At 67.4% G+C, this 19,457-nt stretch carries 17 protein-coding genes; 5 read left to right on the forward strand and 12 right to left on the reverse strand.

Annotated features, from left to right (window positions below; translation table 11 throughout):
• The first annotated feature begins 13 nt into the window (after positions 1–13).
• Together GOPIP_RS00885 and GOPIP_RS00890 are read left to right on the forward strand one after the other, a co-directional pair.
• A complete protein-coding gene (locus tag GOPIP_RS00885; protein ID WP_006367598.1) occupies positions 14–2,983 on the forward strand; it encodes a DEAD/DEAH box helicase in 2,970 nt (989 codons plus the stop codon).
• A gap of 25 nt (positions 2,984–3,008) precedes the next feature.
• Positions 3,009–3,812 carry a hypothetical protein gene (locus GOPIP_RS00890; protein WP_006367599.1) on the forward strand — a complete coding sequence of 268 codons (804 nt, stop codon included), beginning with the start codon at positions 3,009–3,011 and terminating at the stop codon, positions 3,810–3,812.
• Between the two features lie 8 nt (positions 3,813–3,820).
• On the opposite strand, the gene GOPIP_RS00895 is transcribed toward GOPIP_RS00890, so the two are convergent.
• The 9 genes from GOPIP_RS00895 to GOPIP_RS00930 form a co-directional block, all read right to left on the reverse strand.
• Positions 3,821–4,336, reverse strand: coding sequence for a TrmH family RNA methyltransferase (locus GOPIP_RS00895; protein ID WP_006367600.1), 516 nt, complete (start codon positions 4,334–4,336; stop codon positions 3,821–3,823).
• 86 nt (positions 4,337–4,422) lie between these two features.
• Positions 4,423–5,265 (reverse strand): hypothetical protein, encoded by an 843-nt coding sequence (locus GOPIP_RS00900; protein ID WP_244421096.1) that lies wholly within the window; start codon positions 5,263–5,265, stop codon positions 4,423–4,425.
• A complete protein-coding gene (locus GOPIP_RS29305) occupies positions 5,208–5,393 on the reverse strand; it encodes a hypothetical protein (protein ID WP_006367602.1) in 186 nt (61 codons plus the stop codon). Before GOPIP_RS29305 ends, GOPIP_RS00900 begins: the two co-directional genes overlap by 58 nt.
• Before the next feature lie 66 nt (positions 5,394–5,459).
• Positions 5,460–6,461, reverse strand: a complete 1,002-nt coding sequence (gene nrdF / locus GOPIP_RS00905) for a class 1b ribonucleoside-diphosphate reductase subunit beta (protein WP_006367603.1) — start codon at positions 6,459–6,461, stop codon at positions 5,460–5,462.
• Between the two features lie 52 nt (positions 6,462–6,513).
• A complete protein-coding gene (locus tag GOPIP_RS00910; protein ID WP_240523961.1) occupies positions 6,514–7,275 on the reverse strand; it encodes a maleylpyruvate isomerase family mycothiol-dependent enzyme in 762 nt (253 codons plus the stop codon).
• A gap of 13 nt (positions 7,276–7,288) precedes the next feature.
• Positions 7,289–9,496, reverse strand: a complete 2,208-nt coding sequence (nrdE, locus tag GOPIP_RS00915; protein ID WP_006367605.1) for a class 1b ribonucleoside-diphosphate reductase subunit alpha — start codon at positions 9,494–9,496, stop codon at positions 7,289–7,291.
• 89 nt (positions 9,497–9,585) lie between these two features.
• Positions 9,586–10,068 (reverse strand): class Ib ribonucleoside-diphosphate reductase assembly flavoprotein NrdI, encoded by a 483-nt coding sequence (gene nrdI / locus GOPIP_RS00920; protein ID WP_006367606.1) that lies wholly within the window; start codon positions 10,066–10,068, stop codon positions 9,586–9,588.
• Between the two features lie 221 nt (positions 10,069–10,289).
• The gene (locus GOPIP_RS00925) at positions 10,290–10,523 is read right to left on the reverse strand and encodes a redoxin NrdH (RefSeq protein WP_006367608.1); all 234 of its coding nucleotides are present in this window, start codon (positions 10,521–10,523) and stop codon (positions 10,290–10,292) included.
• Between the two features lie 356 nt (positions 10,524–10,879).
• Positions 10,880–11,449, reverse strand: a complete 570-nt coding sequence (locus tag GOPIP_RS00930) for an NAD(P)H-dependent oxidoreductase (protein WP_006367609.1) — start codon at positions 11,447–11,449, stop codon at positions 10,880–10,882.
• 93 nt (positions 11,450–11,542) lie between these two features.
• Between GOPIP_RS00930 and GOPIP_RS00935 the strand changes: the two genes are divergently transcribed.
• Together GOPIP_RS00935 and hpxO are read left to right on the forward strand one after the other, a co-directional pair.
• On the forward strand, positions 11,543–12,169 hold the full coding sequence (locus GOPIP_RS00935; protein ID WP_006367610.1) for a TetR/AcrR family transcriptional regulator: 627 nt from the start codon (positions 11,543–11,545) through the stop codon (positions 12,167–12,169).
• A 116-nt stretch (positions 12,170–12,285) separates the two neighbouring features.
• The gene (hpxO, locus tag GOPIP_RS00940) at positions 12,286–13,467 is read left to right on the forward strand and encodes an FAD-dependent urate hydroxylase HpxO (protein ID WP_006367611.1); all 1,182 of its coding nucleotides are present in this window, start codon (positions 12,286–12,288) and stop codon (positions 13,465–13,467) included.
• 61 nt (positions 13,468–13,528) lie between these two features.
• Here hpxO and eccB read toward each other — a convergent pair whose 3' ends face one another.
• Entirely contained in the window at positions 13,529–15,037 is a 1,509-nt protein-coding gene (eccB, locus tag GOPIP_RS00945) for a type VII secretion protein EccB (protein WP_006367612.1), read from the reverse strand.
• A gap of 353 nt (positions 15,038–15,390) precedes the next feature.
• Between eccB and eccE the strand changes: the two genes are divergently transcribed.
• Positions 15,391–17,067 carry a type VII secretion protein EccE gene (gene eccE, locus GOPIP_RS00950; protein ID WP_035726807.1) on the forward strand — a complete coding sequence of 559 codons (1,677 nt, stop codon included), beginning with the start codon at positions 15,391–15,393 and terminating at the stop codon, positions 17,065–17,067.
• Positions 17,068–17,073: 6 nt separating this feature from the next.
• Here eccE and manA read toward each other — a convergent pair whose 3' ends face one another.
• Positions 17,074–18,321 (reverse strand): mannose-6-phosphate isomerase, class I, encoded by a 1,248-nt coding sequence (gene manA / locus GOPIP_RS00955; RefSeq protein ID WP_006367614.1) that lies wholly within the window; start codon positions 18,319–18,321, stop codon positions 17,074–17,076.
• Entirely contained in the window at positions 18,318–19,439 is a 1,122-nt protein-coding gene (locus GOPIP_RS00960) for a hypothetical protein (protein WP_014360597.1), read from the reverse strand. The genes manA and GOPIP_RS00960 overlap by 4 nt, the downstream gene beginning before the upstream one ends.
• Positions 19,440–19,457: the final 18 nt, after the last annotated feature.

Raw genomic sequence — 19,457 nt, forward strand, 5'->3', positions numbered from 1 at the left:
TACCCTGAAGGCCATGGCATCGACCCTCGCGACGCGCTCCGGCGAGCCGTCGGCTCCGGGCGGGTCGGTGGCGGGATTGCATGCGCTGTGGCGCCCGGGTGTGGGGTTGGCGGTCTGGGAGGACGCCACCCGCACGGGTGAGCTCCCCGATCCTCTGCGATCACTGTTGGCGGGCAAGCGTTTCCGCCGCCAGATCGACATCATCGACGACGCCGGCCGCCGCGACTTCGTCGCCACGATGACCCTGGGCACGGCTTCTGCCGTCTCGTTCCTCGATGCCACCCGATCGCTTCCCGTCGCCGGCGACATCGCCTGGTATCGGCATCTCGTCGACGGGGTCCGGCGCTTCGTCGGGGCCGGCGCGGTCGCCCCCACCCTGGCCGACATCGCCGGCGAGACGGTGTTCCGCTGGGCGCCGTTGCCGACCTCGGCGTGGCGTGCCTGGAGTGCGGTGATCACCGGCGGCGCGCCGGGCGCACTCGCCGACAACGGCGGCGCCGCCGCCCTGATGGACTTCGCGGCCGAGGTGGTCGATCACGAATGCCGTTGCCGGATCGATGCTTCCGCGTCACGACTGGGCGCGGCCAATCCCACCACGCCGCTGATCGCCGCGCTCGTGGGCGACGGCGCGGTACCGCCGGCCGCCACCCGCCCGGCGGCGACGTCGGCGTGGGCGGGCTGGGGCACGAGCGCCGCAGCCGACGAGGCCAGCCTGATCTTCCGGCTGCACGAACCCGACGACCCGGACTCGCCGATCGACGACCTCGGCCCCGACGACGACATCGACCGTGTGCGCACCGACCCCGACCGGTTGCGATGGCGCCTTGCGGTGTGCCGACGCTCGATCGACGGTCATGTGGCGCCGGTGTTGCCGGGTCGGCTCGACGCCACCGCCCTCGACGAGGTGACCACCGAGCTGGCCGCCGCGGTCCGGGCATTTCCCGAACTGCACCAAGCGGATCCGGACCGGACGAGTCTGGACTACCTCCTTTCCACCGAGCTCGCCGAACGGCTGTTCATCACCGGCGCCGCCGCGCTGGCCGATGCCGGGTTCCCGGTGTTGTTGCCGCGCACCATCGCCGAGGTTCGGCCGAGTCTGACCATGCGGGCCCGCCCGGTGGTGGGCGGTGGTGCGCCGGCACGCATGGTCGGGTTGCGGGAGATCCGGGAGTTCGAGTGGCGCCTCGCACTCGGCGACGGGCCGGATGCGATCACCCTCGGCGAAGCCGATCTGGACGAGTTATCCAGGCAGAAGAGCGATCTCGTCCGTATCCGCGGCGTGTGGGTGCGCGCCGAGGGCGCCCGGTTGAGCCGGGCGGCCGCCTATGTGAAATCCCAGCGCGCGCTGGCCGGTTCGGGCGACGCACCCGACATGGGCGAGTTGCTCGGGTTGGTCGCCGGCGACACCGACTCCCTGCCGGTACCGGTGAGCGCAGTGCGCGGATTGGACTGGCTCGACGAGATCGCTGAGACCGGAGCCCTGCGCCCACAACCGATCCCGCCGCCCGAACTGTTGGCGGCCTCGCTGCGCCCGTATCAGCAGCGCGGCCTGGAGTGGTTGGCGCATCTGGCACGGCGCGGGATCGGTGGTGTCCTCGCCGACGACATGGGGCTGGGCAAGACGGTGCAGGTGATCGCGCTGCTCGCCCACGAAGCGCATACGGCAGACACCGCCACCCGCTCGCCGACGCTGATCGTGTGCCCGATGTCGGTGGTGGGCAACTGGTCTGCCGAACTCGCGCGGTTCGCGCCGAGCATGCCGGTGGCGGTCCATCACGGTCCCGATCGCGCGAAGGGCGCCGCGTTCGCGGCGGTCCACGGCAGCGCCGAGGTGGTGCTGACGACCTTCGCGATCGCCACCCGTGACCGCGAGTTGCTGGCGACGCACCCCTGGCGGCATCTCGTCGTCGATGAGGCCCAGCATGTCAAGAACGTGAGAACCGCAGCGGCCAAAGCACTCCGGTCGATTCCTGCCGATCACCGGATCGCCCTGACCGGCACCCCCGTCGAGAATCGGCTGGAGGATCTGCGCGCGGTGATCGACCTGGTCAATCCCGGTCTGCTGGGGTCGGCGTCGACCTTCCGTAGTCGCTTCGCCGAGCCGATCGAACGCGACCGTGATCCCGACGCGCTCGCCCGCCTCGCCGCGTTGACCCGCCCGTTCATCCTTCGGCGCGAGAAGACCGACCCGTCGATCATCACCGACCTTCCGGAGAAGACCGAGATCACCGTGCGCGCCAATCTCACCGTCGAGCAGGCCGCGCTGTACCGCGCGGTCATCGACGATCTGATGGCGGCCCTGCGGGACAAACAGCAGCGCGCGTTGCGCCGGCGAACGGTGTTGGCGGCGTTGACGCGCCTCAAGCAGATCTGCAATCATCCCGCGCACTATCTGGCCGACGGCACACCGCTGGTCCGGCGGGGCGTCCACCGGTCGGGGAAACTCGAACTGCTCGACGACATCGCGACGACGCTGGTCGCCGAGGGCGATCAGGCCCTGGTGTTCACCCAGTTCGCCGCGTTCGGCGAATTGCTCTCGGCGTGGCTCACCGAGTTGCTGGGCACCGAGATCCCGCTGCTGCACGGTGGCCTGGCACGCGGCGACCGTGACCGGCTCGTCGACCGATTCCAGCACGGCGACACCGGGATTCGTCCGCCGATCCTGATCGCCACCCTCAAGGCCGGCGGCACCGGCCTGAACCTGACGGCCGCCAATCACGTGGTGCACGTTGACCGTTGGTGGAATCCGGCCGTCGAGGACCAGGCGACCGATCGAGCGTACCGGATCGGGCAGCGGCAACGCGTGCACGTGCGACGCTTCGTGTGCGTCGGCACGCTCGAGGAACGCGTCGACGACCTCATCGCGAAGAAGCGGGAGCTGTCACGGCTGACGGTGTCGGCGGGCGAGGCCTGGATGGGCGACCTCGGCAACGACGAACTCTTCGAACTGTTCCGGTTGCGCGAGGACGCGGTGAGCGAATGAGCGGCGCCCAGATGAGTGCACGCCGATGAGTGCACGTCGCGGTACGGTCCCGGTGCGCGGGTATGCGCTGACTCCGTGGTCGCGTGCGTTGGTCGATGTGACCGAAGGCCGATTCGCCGGCGACGGCACCGATGCGGCAGTAGACAGCCGCAAGATCACCAAGGCGCGCAGGTACTTCCGCGATCGGCACGTGCATCGGTTGACGATCGGCGCGGGTCGGGTCACCTCGTCGGTCGAGGGCAGTCAGCTCGAGCCGTTCGAGGTGACGATCGAGATCCGCACCGTCGACACCGCGACGGTGGCGACGCTGCTGCGCGCCGCCGACGGTGTGACCGAGGTGATGTCGCTCGCGCGTGGTGAGCAGCCGCGTACCGTTGGTGAACTGGTGTTGCCCACCGAGAGCGCCGATATCGTCGGGGTGTGCACGTGCCCCGACGACTCCGGACGCTGCATCCACGTCCTGTCGACGATGTACGAGGTGGCCGTCGAGATCGACCGGAGCCCCACCACTCTGCTGTCGGTGATGGGGACGTCGCTGCCGGAGTTGCTCGACGCGATCGAGGAACTCGGACCCGCCCGAGACTCCTCCCCGCAGGGTGACGGAGATCGGAACGGCGACGAGAATGATTCCGCGCCACCGCGAATCGATTTCTACGGCACCGGCGCGACCGCTCCCCCACTCCCATCGCCGCCGCGGATGAATCCCCTGACCGACCTCGACGGCACCGCGCTGCGCACGGCATTGCGGGCCTCCGGGGTCGCCCCCGGCGACATCGCCGAAGCCGTCGACGAGTTGGGCGATCTCTACGACCGGATCGTCGAACCCTGAGGTCGGTCTCACACCAATCCCGCGAGCTTGTAGGCGACGAGCGACCCGGACACCGCAACGTTCAAGCTCGCCCCGCGTCCCACCATCGGTATCTCGACGACGTCGTCGAGCACGTCGAGGACGGACTCGGGGATACCCGTGCGTTCGTGCCCGAGTACCACCACGGTACGTCGCCGAGCGATCGGTAGGTCGGCCAGACGCGTTGCGCCCTCGGCCAATTCGACGCCGATGAGGTGAGCGCCGGCATCGCGCTCACGCTCGAGCCACCGGACCGGGTTGCCGGTGCGATGGATACATGAGCGACCCGGAACGGTGTTGCCTCGTCGCAGGGCCGGACCCACCCAGTCGTGCGGTGGCACCGCCATACAGGCGCCCACCGCATCACAGGTGCGCAGCAGGGTGCCCAGGTTGGCTCCGTGCTGGGCCCACAGCGGCGCCAGAATGAGGTGGCCCCAACAGGAATGGGAGCGGGCTCGTCGGGAACGTCGGAGTTCGTCCGCCCTGCGGACGCGAACGCCGGCCATCAGCTCAGGTGAGGCGCAGCGCCCCTTTCGGTGATCGACATGGCGACCATGCTAGCCGACCGCGGGCGCCGAGTACGAAGGGACGCTCACTTGACGGCGCGTTGGTCGGCGATCTGCACATGCGGTGCGAGTTGTCGCAGCAGCGGCAGGAGATGCTCGACGGGCGGCTGATAGCTCGCCTCGTAGGTGGGTCGGAGCCGCAGCTCTCGTCCCTTCTGGTCCACCATATTCGTGACGACCACGAGCTTCGGTGTCCGCGACGTACTCTTTCCCATTCCGGAGCTGCCGCTGGTCGTGTGCAGATCGATGACCGCGATGACACCGCTGACCGCTGTCCACGGCACGAACTTGTCGTCGGCGCCGACTCCGTTTCGGTCGAAGTACATCTTCTCCTTACCGCGCCGCGTGGTCACGGCGACCCGTCCGGTCGCAGCCAACTGCCGGGCAAGCTCCTGCTGTGCGGTGGGGTCAACGACGTAATCGCTGACGTTCAGCGTGGTCCAGAATTCGACGTGCGGCGCCAAAGCCCTTACTGCACTGCGGAACTCGTCGAAGTTCTCCGAGTTGAAGTGATGCAGCGTCGTTCCGTACTGCAGGGGTCGCCCGTTCTTGTTCGCCGCGCGCGAGGTGACGACAAGCGACGTCTCCCGTCGCCGTGCCGCGTGCGTCTGATGCGGATCGATCTTTCCGTAGCTGGTTCCGCCGCTGACGAAATCCAGGGCACGGATCTGATCCCAGGGCAGCTGAAAGGCCGGCGCCCAGATCCCGTCCGGCCCTGCGGTGACCTGAGGTCTGCCGATCACCGATCGTGCTCCCCACAGGGTCAGCAGAACCAGACCGCTCCAGCCCACACCAAAGATGCCGAAGAAGATCACGCCGGCCGCAGCATGCGCGGCCGCACAGATCGCGACGGCCACGAATGCCGCCACGCCGATCCCCCACATACCCAAAACGCGGTCCAGCTCTTCGGTGCGGCGCCCACGACGCTCACCGACGCAGGTGCGACCGAGCCCTTGCGGTCATCGATCTTGCGGTAGTCGATCTTGTCGTCACTCATGACAATCCCCCCGGATCATTCGCCTTCGTCGCCCCCGCTGCACCCGGTCGGGCGCGTGCTCCTACCTCAGAAGTCCCAGTCCTCGTCCTCGGTGTTGACCGCCTTGCCGATGACGTACGAGCTACCGGAGCCGGAGAAGAAGTCATGGTTCTCGTCGGCGTTGGGTGAAAGCGCCGACAGGATCGCCGGGTTCACGTCGGTCTCGTCCTTCGGGAACATCGCCTCGTAGCCGAGGTTCATCAACGCCTTGTTCGCGTTGTAGCGCAAGAACTTCTTGACGTCCTCGGTCAGGCCGACCTCGTCGTAGAGCGCCTCGGTGTAATCGGACTCGTTGTCATAGAGCTCGAAGAGCAACTCGAAGGTGTAGTCCTTGAGTTCCTGACGACGCTCGGCGGTCTGCACCTCCAGACCCCGCTGGTACTTGTAGCCGATGTAGTAGCCGTGCACCGCCTCGTCGCGGATGATCAGGCGGATGAGGTCGGCGGTGTTGGTGAGCTTGGCGCGCGAGGACCAGTACATCGGCAGGTAGAAGCCGGAGTAGAAGAGGAATGACTCGAGCAGGGTCGAGGCCACCTTGCGCTTGAGCGGGTCCTCGCCACGGTAGTAATCCATGACGATCTGGGCCTTGCGCTGCAGGTGCTCGTTTTCCTCCGACCAGCGGAACGCCTCGTCGATCTCCTTGGTCGAGCACAGCGTGGAGAAGATCGAGCTGTAGCTCTTGGCGTGCACCGACTCCATGAACGCGATGTTGGTGAGCACCGCCTCTTCGTGCGGGGTGGACGCATCCGGGATGAGCGAGACCGCGCCGACGGTGCCCTGAATGGTGTCGAGCAGCGTCAGACCGGTGAACACCCGCATCGTCAGCTGCTTCTCGTACTCGGTGAGCGTGTTCCACGACGGGATGTCGTTGGACACCGGCACCTTCTCCGGCAACCAGAAGTTGCCGGTGAGGCGATCCCACACCTCGGCGTCCTTCTCGTCGGGGACGCGGTTCCAGTTGATCGCAGAGACGCGGCTCACCAGCTTGATGGGTGCGCCGTCGGCCGGGCTGTGGGTGCCTGCGGTCATGATGATCATCTCCTCATGGATGCGGATGCGGGTTCTACGGTAGCGGTGGCGGTCAGGTGACGTGGATGAGGTCGAGCAGTTCGGCGGCGACGCCGGCGTCCCCAACCGTGTCGACGGCCGACAGTGGTCGGCGATGCCAGAGCGTGAGCAACAAGTCGAAAGCCGAACCACGCAGCGCCACATCGGCTTTCATGTGCTCTCGCGACCACGTCAGCCCGTCCGCGGACAGCTCGACCAGCCATTCGCCGACCGGCTCGTCATGGGTGTGGAGATGCAGTGTCGCTCTATGCAGGTGCTGCGGGACGCCGCCGGACCGGGACAGGAATCGGGGAGCGAAGACATCGAGCCACTCCTCGATCCCGTCGGCGGAGAACTCGGCGTCGACCACCTGCTGCGTGCCCGGTCGAATCGCGGACTCCAGATCCCATCGGTGAACGGTGAGTTCGTGCGCCTGCCTACGCGCCCACCACCCGACGGTGCGCTCGCCGACGAAGGTCGGTGCCGCCGTGTCGGGATCCCGGGTACCGAGAGCCTCGACGAGCCCGCGGAGCCCGGCTCGATACCAGTCGGTCAGCTCGTCGGCCGGAGGAGCCGGGAAGTCGGCGTAGGACCGCACCGAATCGTCGCCGACGATCCGTGCGGTCGCCCACCGGTGCACGGCGCCGACATGGCAGATCAGGTCGGCGGCCGTCCACTCGGGACAACTCGGTACCGGCACACCGAGATCGGCGGTGCTGGTGGCGGCGATCATCGCACCGTGGGTGGTGATCGCCGCCATCCATTGCTCGAAGCCCATCGCAGGAGTCGGACTCATCGTCGCCCGAGGCTCACAACATGCAGCTGACGCAGTTTTCCACTTCGGTCCCCTCGAGGGCCATCTGGCGCAACCGGATGTAGTAGAGGGTCTTGATTCCCTTGCGCCACGCGTAGATCTGCGCCTTGTTGACGTCGCGGGTGGTCGCGGTGTCCTTGAAGAACAGCGTCAGGCTCAACCCCTGGTCGACGTGCTGGGTCGCCGCGGCGTAGGTGTCGATGATCTTCTCGTAGCCGATCTCGTAGGCGTCCTGGTAGTACTCGAGGTTGTCGTTGGACATGTAGGGCGCCGGGTAGTAGACGCGACCGATCTTGCCTTCCTTGCGGATCTCGATCTTGGCCGCCACCGGGTGGATCGAACTCGTCGAGTGATTGATGTAGCTGATCGAGCCGGTCGGCGGGACCGCCTGCAGGTTCTGGTTGTAGATGCCATCACGCTGCACCGCGGCCTTGAGTTCACGCCAGTCCTCGCGGGTCGGGATGGTGATCTCGGCCTGCGCGAACAACTCCGCCACCCGATCGGTCTTCGGCAGCCACTCCTGATCGGTGTACTTGTCGAAGAACTCACCGCTGGCGTACTTCGAGCGCTCGAACCCGGCGAACGCCTTACCCCGTTCGCGCGCAATGGCATTCGATGCGCGCAGCGCATGATAGAGGACGGTGTAGAAGTAGATGTTGGTGAAGTCGATGCCCTCGTCGCTGCCGTAGAAGATGCGCTCACGGGCAAGGTAGCCGTGCAGGTTCATCTGCCCGAGACCGATCGCGTGGGACTCGTTGTTGCCGTGCTCGATCGACGGCACCGAGGTGATCGAGGTCTGGTCGCTGACGGCGGTCAACCCACGGATCGCGGTCTCGATGGTCTGCCCGATGTCGGGCGAGTCCATGGTCTTGGCGATGTTGAGCGACCCGAGGTTGCACGAGATGTCCTTGCCCACCTGCGCATAGGAGAGGTCATCGTTGAACGTCGAGGGCGTCGAGACCTGCAGGATCTCCGAGCACAGGTTGGAGTGGGTGATCTTGCCGTCGATCGGATTGGCCCGGTTCACCGTGTCCTCGAACATGATGTAGGGGTAACCCGACTCGAACTGCAGCTCGGCGAGGGTCTGGAAGAACTCGCGCGCCTTGATCTTGGTCTTGCGAATCCGCTTGTCCTCGACCATTTCGTGGTACTTGTCGGTCACGTTGACGTCGGCGAACGGCACCCCGTAGACACGCTCGACGTCGTACGGGCTGAACAGGTACATGTCGTCGTTGTTCTTGGCGAGCTGGAAGGTGATGTCGGGGATCACCACGCCGAGGCTCAGCGTCTTGATGCGGATCTTCTCATCCGCGTTCTCCCGCTTGGTGTCGAGGAAGCGGTAGATGTCGGGGTGGTGGGCGTGCAGATACACCGCACCGGCCCCCTGACGGGCACCGAGCTGATTGGCGTAGGAGAACGAATCCTCGAGCAGCTTCATGATCGGAATGACACCCGAGGACTGGTTCTCGATCTTCTTGATCGGCGCACCGTGCTCACGGATGTTGGACAGCAGCAACGCCACCCCACCGCCGCGCTTGGACAGCTGCAGAGCCGAATTGATCGACCGCCCAATGGATTCCATGTTGTCTTCGATACGAAGAAGGAAGCAACTGACCGGCTCGCCGCGCTGCTTCTTACCGGAGTTGAGGAAGGTCGGCGTGGCCGGCTGGAAGCGACCCTCCATGATCTCGTCGACGAGATTACGGGCCAGCGCGGTGTCACCGTCGGCCAGCGTCAGCGCGACCATGCAGACGCGATCCTCGAACCGCTCGAGATAACGCTTGCCGTCAAAGGTCTTGAGGGTGTAGCTCGTGTAGTACTTGAACGCTCCGAGGAAGGTCGGGAAGCGGAACTTCTTGCCGTAGGCGTGCCCGAAGAGGAGTTTGACGAACTCCCGGTCGTACCGGGCGAGGACCTCGGGCTCGTAGTAGTTCTCCTCGACGAGATAATCGAGCTTCTCGTCGAGGTCGTGGAAGAAGACGGTGTTCTGGTTGACGTGCTGCAGGAAGTACTGGTGCGCGGCCTCGCGGTCCTTCTCGAACTGGATCCTGCCGTCGCGGTCGTACAGGTTGAGCATCGCGTTGAGGGCGTGGTAGTCGAGCTCTCCCGGGTCGTGACCCGCCGGCGAGGCGTGCACACCCGACTTGCTGGCCGAGGTGGTGGTGTCGGTGGTCACGTCGGAGACGGATGCGGTGGGCGACACGAGAACTCCTGTGCTTTCGGGGTGTGCGGACGGGCGTGAAGGACTGATCAGGATGGGGGTCGGCGTGTGCGGCTTCGACGATGAAACGACTACCGCGTCACTGTAGTGAGAGGGTCGGACAAGTCCGGGCGCTCGAAGGCAGGAGTCGCCGCGAACTCGACGAGACCCTCCCGAACCCGCGAGACGTCGTGGTCGGTGCCCATCAGCTCGAACCGATACAGGTAGGGCACGTGACACTTGCGCGAGATGATGTCCCCGGCGAGGCAGAACTCCTCACCGAAGTTCGTGTTACCCGCGGCGATCACCGCGCGAATCCACGATCGGTTGTCGGGGTTGTTGAGGAACTTGATGACCTGCTTGGGAACGAATCCTCCGCCGATCGCGGTCGATGACCTGCCGCCGCCGTAGGTCGGGCAGATGAGCACGAACGGTTCGTCGACTCGGAACGATTCGATGCTGAGCCGATCGGCGACGGGAATCCGTACCGACCGCAGTCCCAGCTTGCAGACGAAACGGTGGGTGTTCTCCGACACGGAGGAAAAGTAGACGACCAATGGCGCGGTGCCCGTCATCTGTCTCACCCCTACCGAGTCTGATGAACGTTGTATTCGGTCAACGGCTATCCGATCAAGGGCCGTATCTGGTTGAACACCGCGATCACATGCGGAATTTCGTGGTCCGGTTGCCTGCCCCGGTGGATCGCACGGGGCAGGCAACCGCGCACGTGGCTGCACGTCGACCCGCCGGCGGTTCGATCCCGACTTCCCCTCCGGATCGAACGAGCGCGGCGGGCTCAGGCAGCGTTGGCGGCGAGCGCCTTGATGCGGTCGGGACGGAATCCCGACCAGTGGTCATCGCCGACCACGACCACCGGCGCCTGCAGGTAACCCAGGGCCATCACGTAGTCACGGGCCTCGTCGTCGGTGCTGATGTCGACGACCTCATAGGACAGCCCATGCTTGTCGAGCGCCTTGTAGGTGGCATTGCACTGCACACAGGCCGGCTTGGTGTAGACGGTGATGGCCATTGATGAACGCTCCTCGGGTCACGTGATGATCGGCAGATGCTCGTCGGATGGGTGGCGGTCGGTTCGGTTTTCCAGCGTGAAGAACGTGACGCAGGTCACCGCATCTGGCCTTCACCCGCGGCCGCTGACGCCTCTGTGCATCTCGGCCCTGCTGGTGTTGAGAACACTACACCTAGTGCCTGACATTTCAGAGCACCCCAAGAAGTTGTGAATCACATTCATGAAACTCGCAGGTCGCGACGCATGCAGAATCGCGAATCCCGGCGTGTTGCGGTGCCGCCGGGCGTGTCGCGTTTGCGCGCCCCCACGACCACCTGCTCACGGCTCGCAGGTCACCGCGAACCGTGGCGTGGTGGTCAGACGCGGGCGGGCACCTGATCGGCCAGCACGCGCACGGCAGCACCCACACCATCGACGACGTCGGCGGGCAGCGCACCGTCGTCGAGTCCGGCCGTCTGGATTCCGAAGTCCACTTCTTCCACGACGCGCCCACCGGCGATACCGACCGACTTGCGGGTGTCCTCACGCGACCAGGTGCCCGCGTAGCGGCCCAGCGCAGCTCCGATGACGCCGACCGGCTTGTCCTTCAGCGCACCATTGCCGTAGGGCCGCGACAGCCAGTCGATGGCGTTCTTCAGTACGGCCGGAGTGGAGCCGTTGTATTCGGGCGTGGCCAGCAGAACCGCATCGGCCGCACCCACCTGCGCGCGTAGCCGCGCCACCGCGGGATCGACATCGCCGGCCACCGGTCCGTTCGCGGAATCGAGGTCCTCGTTGTAGAACGGCAGTTGCTCGAGGCCGTCGACCAGGGTCACCGACACGCCTTCCGGCGCATTGTCGACAGCGGCCAAGGCCAACCGACGATTGATCGAGTCCTTGCGCAGACTCCCCACCAGCGCCACCACATGAACGGTCGAATCGGACACGACATCTCCTCCTGCACTCGAGTATCAGTTGATAGAATCAACCGGACCACGGTCCGAATATTTCTGCATGACGTCGAGAGTTAGGTACATCACGTGTCCGAGTCAGAGCACAACGCGCTGTCTCTGCGCCTGTCCGGCACCGGCGAACCCGAACGCGCCGACGCCGCGCGCAATCGCCGCCTACTGCTCGCCGCAGCGCAGACGCTCATCGACACCCGCGGTGCCGCGGCGGTGACGATGGATGCCGTCGCGGCAGCCGCAGGCGTCGGCAAGGGAACGGTGTTCCGTCGCTTCGGCAGCCGGACCGGGTTGATGCACGCCCTGCTCGACCACTCCGAATCCGAGCTCCAGCAGGCCTACCTCTCCGGTCCCGAACCCCTCGGCCCCGGGGCACCACCCCTCGACCGCCTGCTCGCCTACGGGCGGGCGCGGCTGAAGATGACCGTGGATCATCTCGACATCCTCCTCGAGGCCGGCGCCGACAGCGGCGAGTTCATGAAGCATCCGGTCTGGCGCGCTTCCACCCAGCACGTGCAGATCCTGCTGCGCCAGTTGGGTTTCGGCGACGACGTCCACACCGTGGCCATCGCGGTGCAGGCACCGCTGGCTGCATCGTCGGTGCAACACCTCACCGACACCGTGGGACTCGACGTCGCCACCATCACCGATCAATGGGAACGCATGGTGCGGACCCTCGCGGCGGGCTGCGCCGCCCGCTGACCACACCGGCGACGGCCACGGTTTCTCCCCCGGAGACCATCGACGGGCAGCATCCTCGACGCGCGCGAGCGCCCCGATCCCCTTAGCCTGTAGTGGTTCTGCGGGAAGGAAGTGTTGTGAAGGCTGTCATCATCGGGGCCGGTATGGGTGGACTGAGTGCGGCGATCGCGCTCAAACAACTCGGCATCGAGGTCGAGGTGTACGAGCAGGTCACCGAGAACAAGCCGGTCGGAGCGGCGATCTCGGTGTGGTCCAACGGTGTCAAATGCCTCAATCATCTCGGACTCGAGCGGGAGGTCGCCGAGCTCGGCGGCATCGTCGAGACGATGAGCTATGTCGAGGCGAAGACCGGCGACACCATGTGCCGCTTCTCGATGCAGCCGCTCATCGACGAGGTGGGCCAGCGGCCCTACCCGGTGGCGCGCGCCGAGCTGCAACTGATGCTGATGAAGGCCTACGGGATCGACGACATACACTTCGGCAAAAAGATGATCTCGGTGAGCGACGGATCAGACAGTGGCGACGGATCAGACAGTGCCACAGTCGAGTTCGCTGACGGCACCACTGTCACCGCGGATCTGGTCATCGGCGCCGACGGCGCCAAATCGCTGACCCGCGAATACGTGCTGGGCGGACCCGTCACCCGCCGCTATGCGGGATACGTGAACTTCAACGGACTCGTGGAGATCGACGAGGCGATCGGGCCCGCCACCGAGTGGACCACCTACGTCGGCGACGGTCGCCGGGTGTCGGTGATGCCGGTGGCCGGTGGCCGGTTCTATTTCTTCTTCGACGTCCCGATGCCCGAGGGTGCGCCGTACGAACGGGGAAGTGCCAGAAAGGTTCTCGCCGCCGAGTTCGCCGACTGGGCGCCCGGCGTACAGACGCTGATCGCCGCCCTCGACCCGGCGACGACCAATCGCGTCGAGATCCTCGACCTCGACCCCTTCCACACCTGGGTCAAGGGCCGGGTCGCGGTGCTCGGCGACGCCGCACACAACACCACCCCCGACATCGGACAGGGCGGTTGCTCGGCGATGGAGGACGCCGTCGCACTGCAGTACGCGTTCCGCGACCATCCCGACGACGTACCCGCAGCGCTCGCCGCCTACCAGGCGGCGCGCACCGAGCGCGCAGGCGAACTCGTGCTGCGGGCACGCAAACGCTGCGACGTCACCCATGCCAAGGACCCGGAGAAGACCGCGCAGTGGTATCGCGAACTGCGAGAAGAGGACGGCACCAACATCATCCGTGGGATCGTCGGCAACATCATGGGCGGTCCGGTGACCCCGGTCTGACGAGTGGGGTGTGCCACGATCCCGATCGGCCCGGTCGGACACCCTGCTCGGGCGGCGCGCCCTAACCGGCCGGCACGGCGACCGGCGCGCCGGCGGGGTCGGCAGCGATGGCATCATGCGCGACGAGCGCATCGTGGCGCGACAGCGTCGGTCCCGGGGTGAGCAGTGAGACCACCGACCACGGTGCGAGCGCAGGAGCGTCACCGAGACCCAGGATCCGGCCGGTGGCCAGATCCGCGACGCCGAATCGAATGCCCGAATCATTCAGGTAGAACAGCGATTCGGACCGGGTGCTGTCCGGCTCGTTGCCGGTGACGCGGAGGTACTCACCCGACCCCGGGCGAAGGAAGACCTCGTCGATGCCGGGGCCGCTGCCATCGGCACTGGTCAACGTGACCGGTCGCTGCGACGACTCGATCGGTAATCCGCGGCCGAGGAGCATCGTCGTGGTTGCACGCGGGTCGTCGGCACCTCGGGCCCACGTCGTACACAGCGTCGGGGCCGCCGGCACGTCCACCAGATGCGGTGGACGAGACGGAAACTCGCCGACCGGCAACGCGGTGGCGGTGTGCGGCACCGCATTGACGACGGCCGGTGCCACCGTCATCACCTCCGCGGCACCACCGTCTTCGGCGAGCCGCAACATCTCGGCGGTGGCCGCTCCGACGGGCTGCACCGCGTCGGCGAGCACCGCGTAATAGTGTGCGGCACCGTCGATCCCGACCGTGCGCACCACCGACCCGATCCGTACACCCGGCGCCGAGATCACCGGCGCCGCCGTGCCGGCAGCGAGGTCGGGGACCCGCAGCGGCGCCACCTCCGGCACCGAGTTGAGCAACCCGGTACTGACCGTGCGCGCCGTGGCCCCCTCGAGTCCGAAGGCCCGCATGACCGCCGGGTCCGCGGTGTCGACCTCGGCGCGCACGGGCACCGGCCGGTCCCCACGCCGGACCGTATACAGCAGGAAGGTCGAACGGCCGTCGGAGGCCAGTACCGCGTCTTCTGGTGCGGCCGTGCGGAATCGGTCACCGAGCGCCGGCCTCTCCCCGATCACCGCCAGCCGCACCGCATGCGGCCCATCCGGCCGGCCCGCGAGTTGTCGGTCGTCGATCCGGTCGCACACGCTCCACGTCGAGGTCCCGGGGTGTGCCGATCCGGGTAACCCGGCAGGCGCTCCCGGGATACCCAGCAGCGCACCGCGCGGATAGTCCGCCAACTTGCGGTCGCTGACCGACGTCGGAGCGGCGGCGTCGCCGACGATCAGGCGCGCCGAGGCGAGATTGAGAACGGGATGCAAGGTCTCGTCGATCACGACGAAGAGGCCGCCGCTGTTCTTGCTCACCAGGATCGCCGACTTGCCCACACTGCCCTGTGGTTTCACCAGACCCCAGATCCCGAAGCCGGCCAACGCCAGCAGCGCCAGCACCGTTCCGAGTACCAGAGCGCGCATCTGCGAGCGCATCGGATCGTGCAGCATCCGGGCGTCGCGGCGGACCAGAGCGTGCTCGAGTCTGCTCAGCAGAAACCGGTAGCCGTTGACCTGAGCCTTCGTGGTGAGTTGCCGCGCCATGCGATTCCCTCCCTTCGCACACGACGGTGTTGATACCCGATTGGACGCACCCCATGTCCATTCGGTTCCCCCTGTGGACTACCGAGTCACCGATCCGTCTTCGCGGCGATTTGCGCGATTTGGGTAGTACCCTAACCGATACACGCGGATCGGCTCGGCCCGATGCGCAGAGGTCGTTTGCGCACACCTCGTCCGGGGCGACGGGTCGTGCACCGATACGTCGGGGGAGACAGGTCGAACAGGGGGCACAGGTGGCATCGAACAGGCCGGGACGGACGGGTTCCGGACAGAATGGGGTGGGCGCGCAGCCGCGAGCGCATCGGCGGGCCGCAGGTCCATCCCCGGTGCGGTGCGTGGTGCTCGTCGAGGTGCTGCTGGCCCTGGGTCTGATGATCTGGGCCGTGAGGGGCGCCCACCTGGGCGGGCCGGCACTGGCGATCGCCGCGGTGGCGGCACTCATGATGATCCCGTGGCGCGAGCACACCTCGCCCCTGCAGCGCATCGGTCGCCGATGCGCCTTCGCCTGGGCGCGTCTGCGTCGGCGCACCGACGACGTCGCCCCCGCACCGTTCGACATTCCGACCCGAACGGTCGTGGGATCACGCGTCGCCGACGTCGACGAGGCGCCGATCGGCGCCCGCTGGGCCGGCGACACCCTGATCACCGCGCTGCGGGTCCACCCCGGCACACCCGTGCTGACCCGGCTCGGCGCGCCGGCCGGCGTCGGTTCGGGGACCGCCGAAGCGCATGTCCCCCTTGACGTTCTCGCCGAGTGCATCGATCCGTTCGACATCCCACTCGCCTCGATCGACGTGGTGAGCCACGGGACCCGACTCCGCGGTCGGGGCCCTGCGGCGTCGACCTATCTGCGGACCCTGGGGCGCCTGTCGGCCACCGCCCACCGGAACGTGTTCGTGATCCTGCGACTCGATCCCCGGGACTGTCCCGACGCCGTCGCCCGGCGTGGCGGTGGCGCCGAAGGTGCACTCCGGGCGGCGACGATCACCACCAAGCGGGTCGCCCGCCGGCTGACCGAACGGGGGCTGGCCGTCACCGCGCTCTCGGCGGCCGAGATGACCGCGGTCACCGACCATCTCACCGCCGGCCACGAGCTCGACGAGCTGACCGAGGAGTGGGACGGGTTGCGCGGCTCCCGACTGACCACGCGGTCGCTCGCCGTCGATCCGGACGAACTCCCGCGGGTGGCTGCCGACATCTGGTCGCAGCCGAGCGCCGCGACGACGCTGACGATGCGTCTCGGACGAGGCACCGATGGTCGTCTGCGGGTCGCCGCACTGGTCCGTCTCGACGGTCGCCCGGCCGACGATGGGCCGAACGGCAGCGGCCCGAACAGCGGTGACCCGGCCGGCACCATGCGGTTGCTCGGCCGCCAGTTCGATGCGTTCACCACCTCACTCCCGGTGGCATCGCCCTCGCGGCTCGCACGCGCGCTACCCGCGGCCGAAGGCGCACGTGCCGCACGACTCGTCGAGCACCTCGCGCTCCCCGCCGGCGGCTGCGGACAACTCCTCGGCGCCGATCGGAGCGGTCACGCGGTCGCGTTGCCGCTCGTCGGTCCGGGCGTCGAGGTGGTCGTCCTCTCGGGCTCGTTTGCGATGATCGCCCAAACCGTCCTGCGCACGGTTGCGATCGGGGCTCCGGTGGTGCTCCACACGGCCTCCGCGCAGCGCTGGCACCACCTCGTCGCCGCCGTCGCCGATCCCCCGATGCTGCATGTCGCACTCGCCGACAACGCGCCCCGCGGGGTCCGGGTGGATCTCTACGACGGGATCGACCCGCCGGCCGGTCCCCCACCGCCGGGCGTCACGCGTTTCGTCGTCGACGACGGCACGCGCCGTCCCGGATCGGCCGCGACGATCTCACTCATCCAGAATCCGCGTGTGCCCCAACAGATTTCGGTGGTCACCGCGACCGCCCGGACGACGGTGACCATGGTCGCGTTACCCGAGGAGTGGGCGATGATCGGAGAGGCCGCGCGCAACGAGCCGGTGCCCGCCGGACGCGGATAACCCCGATCACCCGTGGATCGGCACCAGCGCGCGGAAGAACACCGCACGCGCCGACGCCGCGCGGACCACCACGTCGGGATCGGCGTCGGTCAGCCAGGCCGCCCGGCCCGCGGTCACCGCCAGCGGTGCACCCCCGGCCGGACGGACCTCGATGGTGCCGGACAGCACCGCGAGGATCTGCGGGCCCGGCATGTCGAAACTGATCGATGACGGCTGCGTCATCCCGGTGCCGTCGAGTTCCACACGGGACAGCCGGAATTCGGGTGCCGGGGTGAGATAGATGCGTTCGGCGCCGACGGTGCGGATCGCCGGGATCAGGTCGGGCACGTCGACCGGCGTGAAATCGAGGACCCGCAACAGTTCGGGCACGTCGATGTGTTTGGACGTCAACCCGCCGCGCAACACGTTGTCGGAGTTGGCCATGATCTCCACCCCGGTGCCGTCGAGGTAGGCGTGCAGGTTGCCGGCCGGCAGGTACAGACCCTCACCGGGTTGCAGTCGCACCCGGTTGAGCAGGAGCGAACCCAGCACCCCGGGATCGTTGGGATACATCTCGCCGAGTTCGAGCAGGGTCCGCAGTTCGTCGCCGAACCCGCTCTCACCCGATTCGAGCACGCGCACCGCAGCGGAGAGCACAGCGGGCGTCACCCGTTGGATCGTGGCCTCCGGCAGGGTGAGCCAGGTGGTGAACAACGCGCGCAGACCGTGTGAATCCGGTTGGCCCACCAGCATTCCCAGGAACGGATCGAGTTCGCTGACCTGCAGCTCGCGCAGCAACTCGACGGTGACCGCCGGGTCGCGGAAACCCGCGAGAGCATCGAACTCGGTGAGCGCGACCACCAACTCCGGTTTGTGCCACGGATCGCGGTAATTGCGGTCACGCGCGTCGAGGGCGAGCCCTTGGGCGTTCTCCCGCGCGAAACCCTCACCGGCCTGGTCGGACGAGGGATGCGCCTGCAGCGACAGCGGTTCGTCGGCGGCGAGGACCTTGAGCAAGAACGGCAGCCGACCGGAGAACCGCTCGACGGTCGGCGCACCGAGGGCGGCGGTCCGATCGGACTCGATCACCGAGAGCAGATCGGCGCCGATCGTCGTCCCGTCGTCCTCGACGACGCACGCCGGACCGGCGCTGTGAGCGCCGAACCACAACTCGGCCTCGGGGTGCGGTGACGGTACCGGTTTGCCACGCAGCGAGGCGATCGCGGTACGCGACCCCCACGCATACGGGCGGACGACTCCCTCGATGACCTTCATCCTTGCTCGGCTCCGATCAGTCGCAGGTACACCGCTGCCATTTCGATACGCAACATCAACACCAACAGGGACGTGAGATCGCCGGGGGCGTCGGCCGGTTCGGCGGGGTCACCACCGACCACGGGCGGGACCTGCGCATCGGCGTCGGCTCCGACGAGGACCTCCGTCGACGCCAGGGCGCCGATGCGACGACGCGTGTCCCACTCGCGGGCGGCGGTGGTGGCCACCATCACCCGCGGTGGGCCATCGCCGCGCGGCCCGTCGATCTGCGGGTCGTAGAACAGGGAGTCGGCGGCCGACCCGGCCTCGGCGACCGACCAGATGTCTCGCGAGACACGTGAAATGTCGGCGAGATCGGCTGTCGCGCACCGACTTCCAGAAACCGCGAAGAGCACCGCGGCGGCTCGATCGGCCACCGCGAGTGTCGCGGGTGAGTCACCGGTCCACATCACCGGCCCCTCGCCGAGCCGAGCGGCGAGGATCTTGGCCTGGTTGTGGAAGGTCTCGCGCGCGGGATGATCGGCGGCAGCCTCGGAGTCGAGCGCGTCGGCGAGGTCGGACACCGTGGGTGCGGATCCGGTGAACCGGACCTGGGTGAGCGCGGTGAACACCGCGAGCAACACTGCCACGAAGCCGGGGAAGCGAAACCGGGGATCGACGTCCACCCGAGGCGAAAAGTCGATCCCATTGCCCCCCAATGCATCCCGTAACGGACCTTCGATGGGTGCACTGATCACGACCTCGGCGCGACGGCGCAACGACCGCGCTGCGGCGTCGGCGAGAGTCATGTCACCGCCATCGATACCGGCGAGAACGACGACGTCGAGCGGACCGATCCAACCGGGCAACGCCGAGGTACACACGATGGGGACGTCGACCCGCGTGGCGAGCATCGCACACACCATCGCGGTGGCGCCGGCGGCCGGACCACCCGGGGCGCACACGATGACCACACTGCGGGGACGCAACTCCGAGAGCGGCTCGGCGACACCCTCACGCACGGCCTCGGCGACCGAGCGCACCTGCGCCCCGGCGAGTGCGGCCGCGTGCAGGAGTCCCTCGGTGTCGGCCGCGATCAGGTCGTCGACGTCGTCGAGATCGGGGGCACCGGTTCGCATGACCCCTACAGTAGTCAG

The organism is Gordonia polyisoprenivorans NBRC 16320 = JCM 10675, from assembly GCF_000241325.1.
Lineage (GTDB): Bacteria > Actinomycetota > Actinomycetes > Mycobacteriales > Mycobacteriaceae > Gordonia > Gordonia polyisoprenivorans.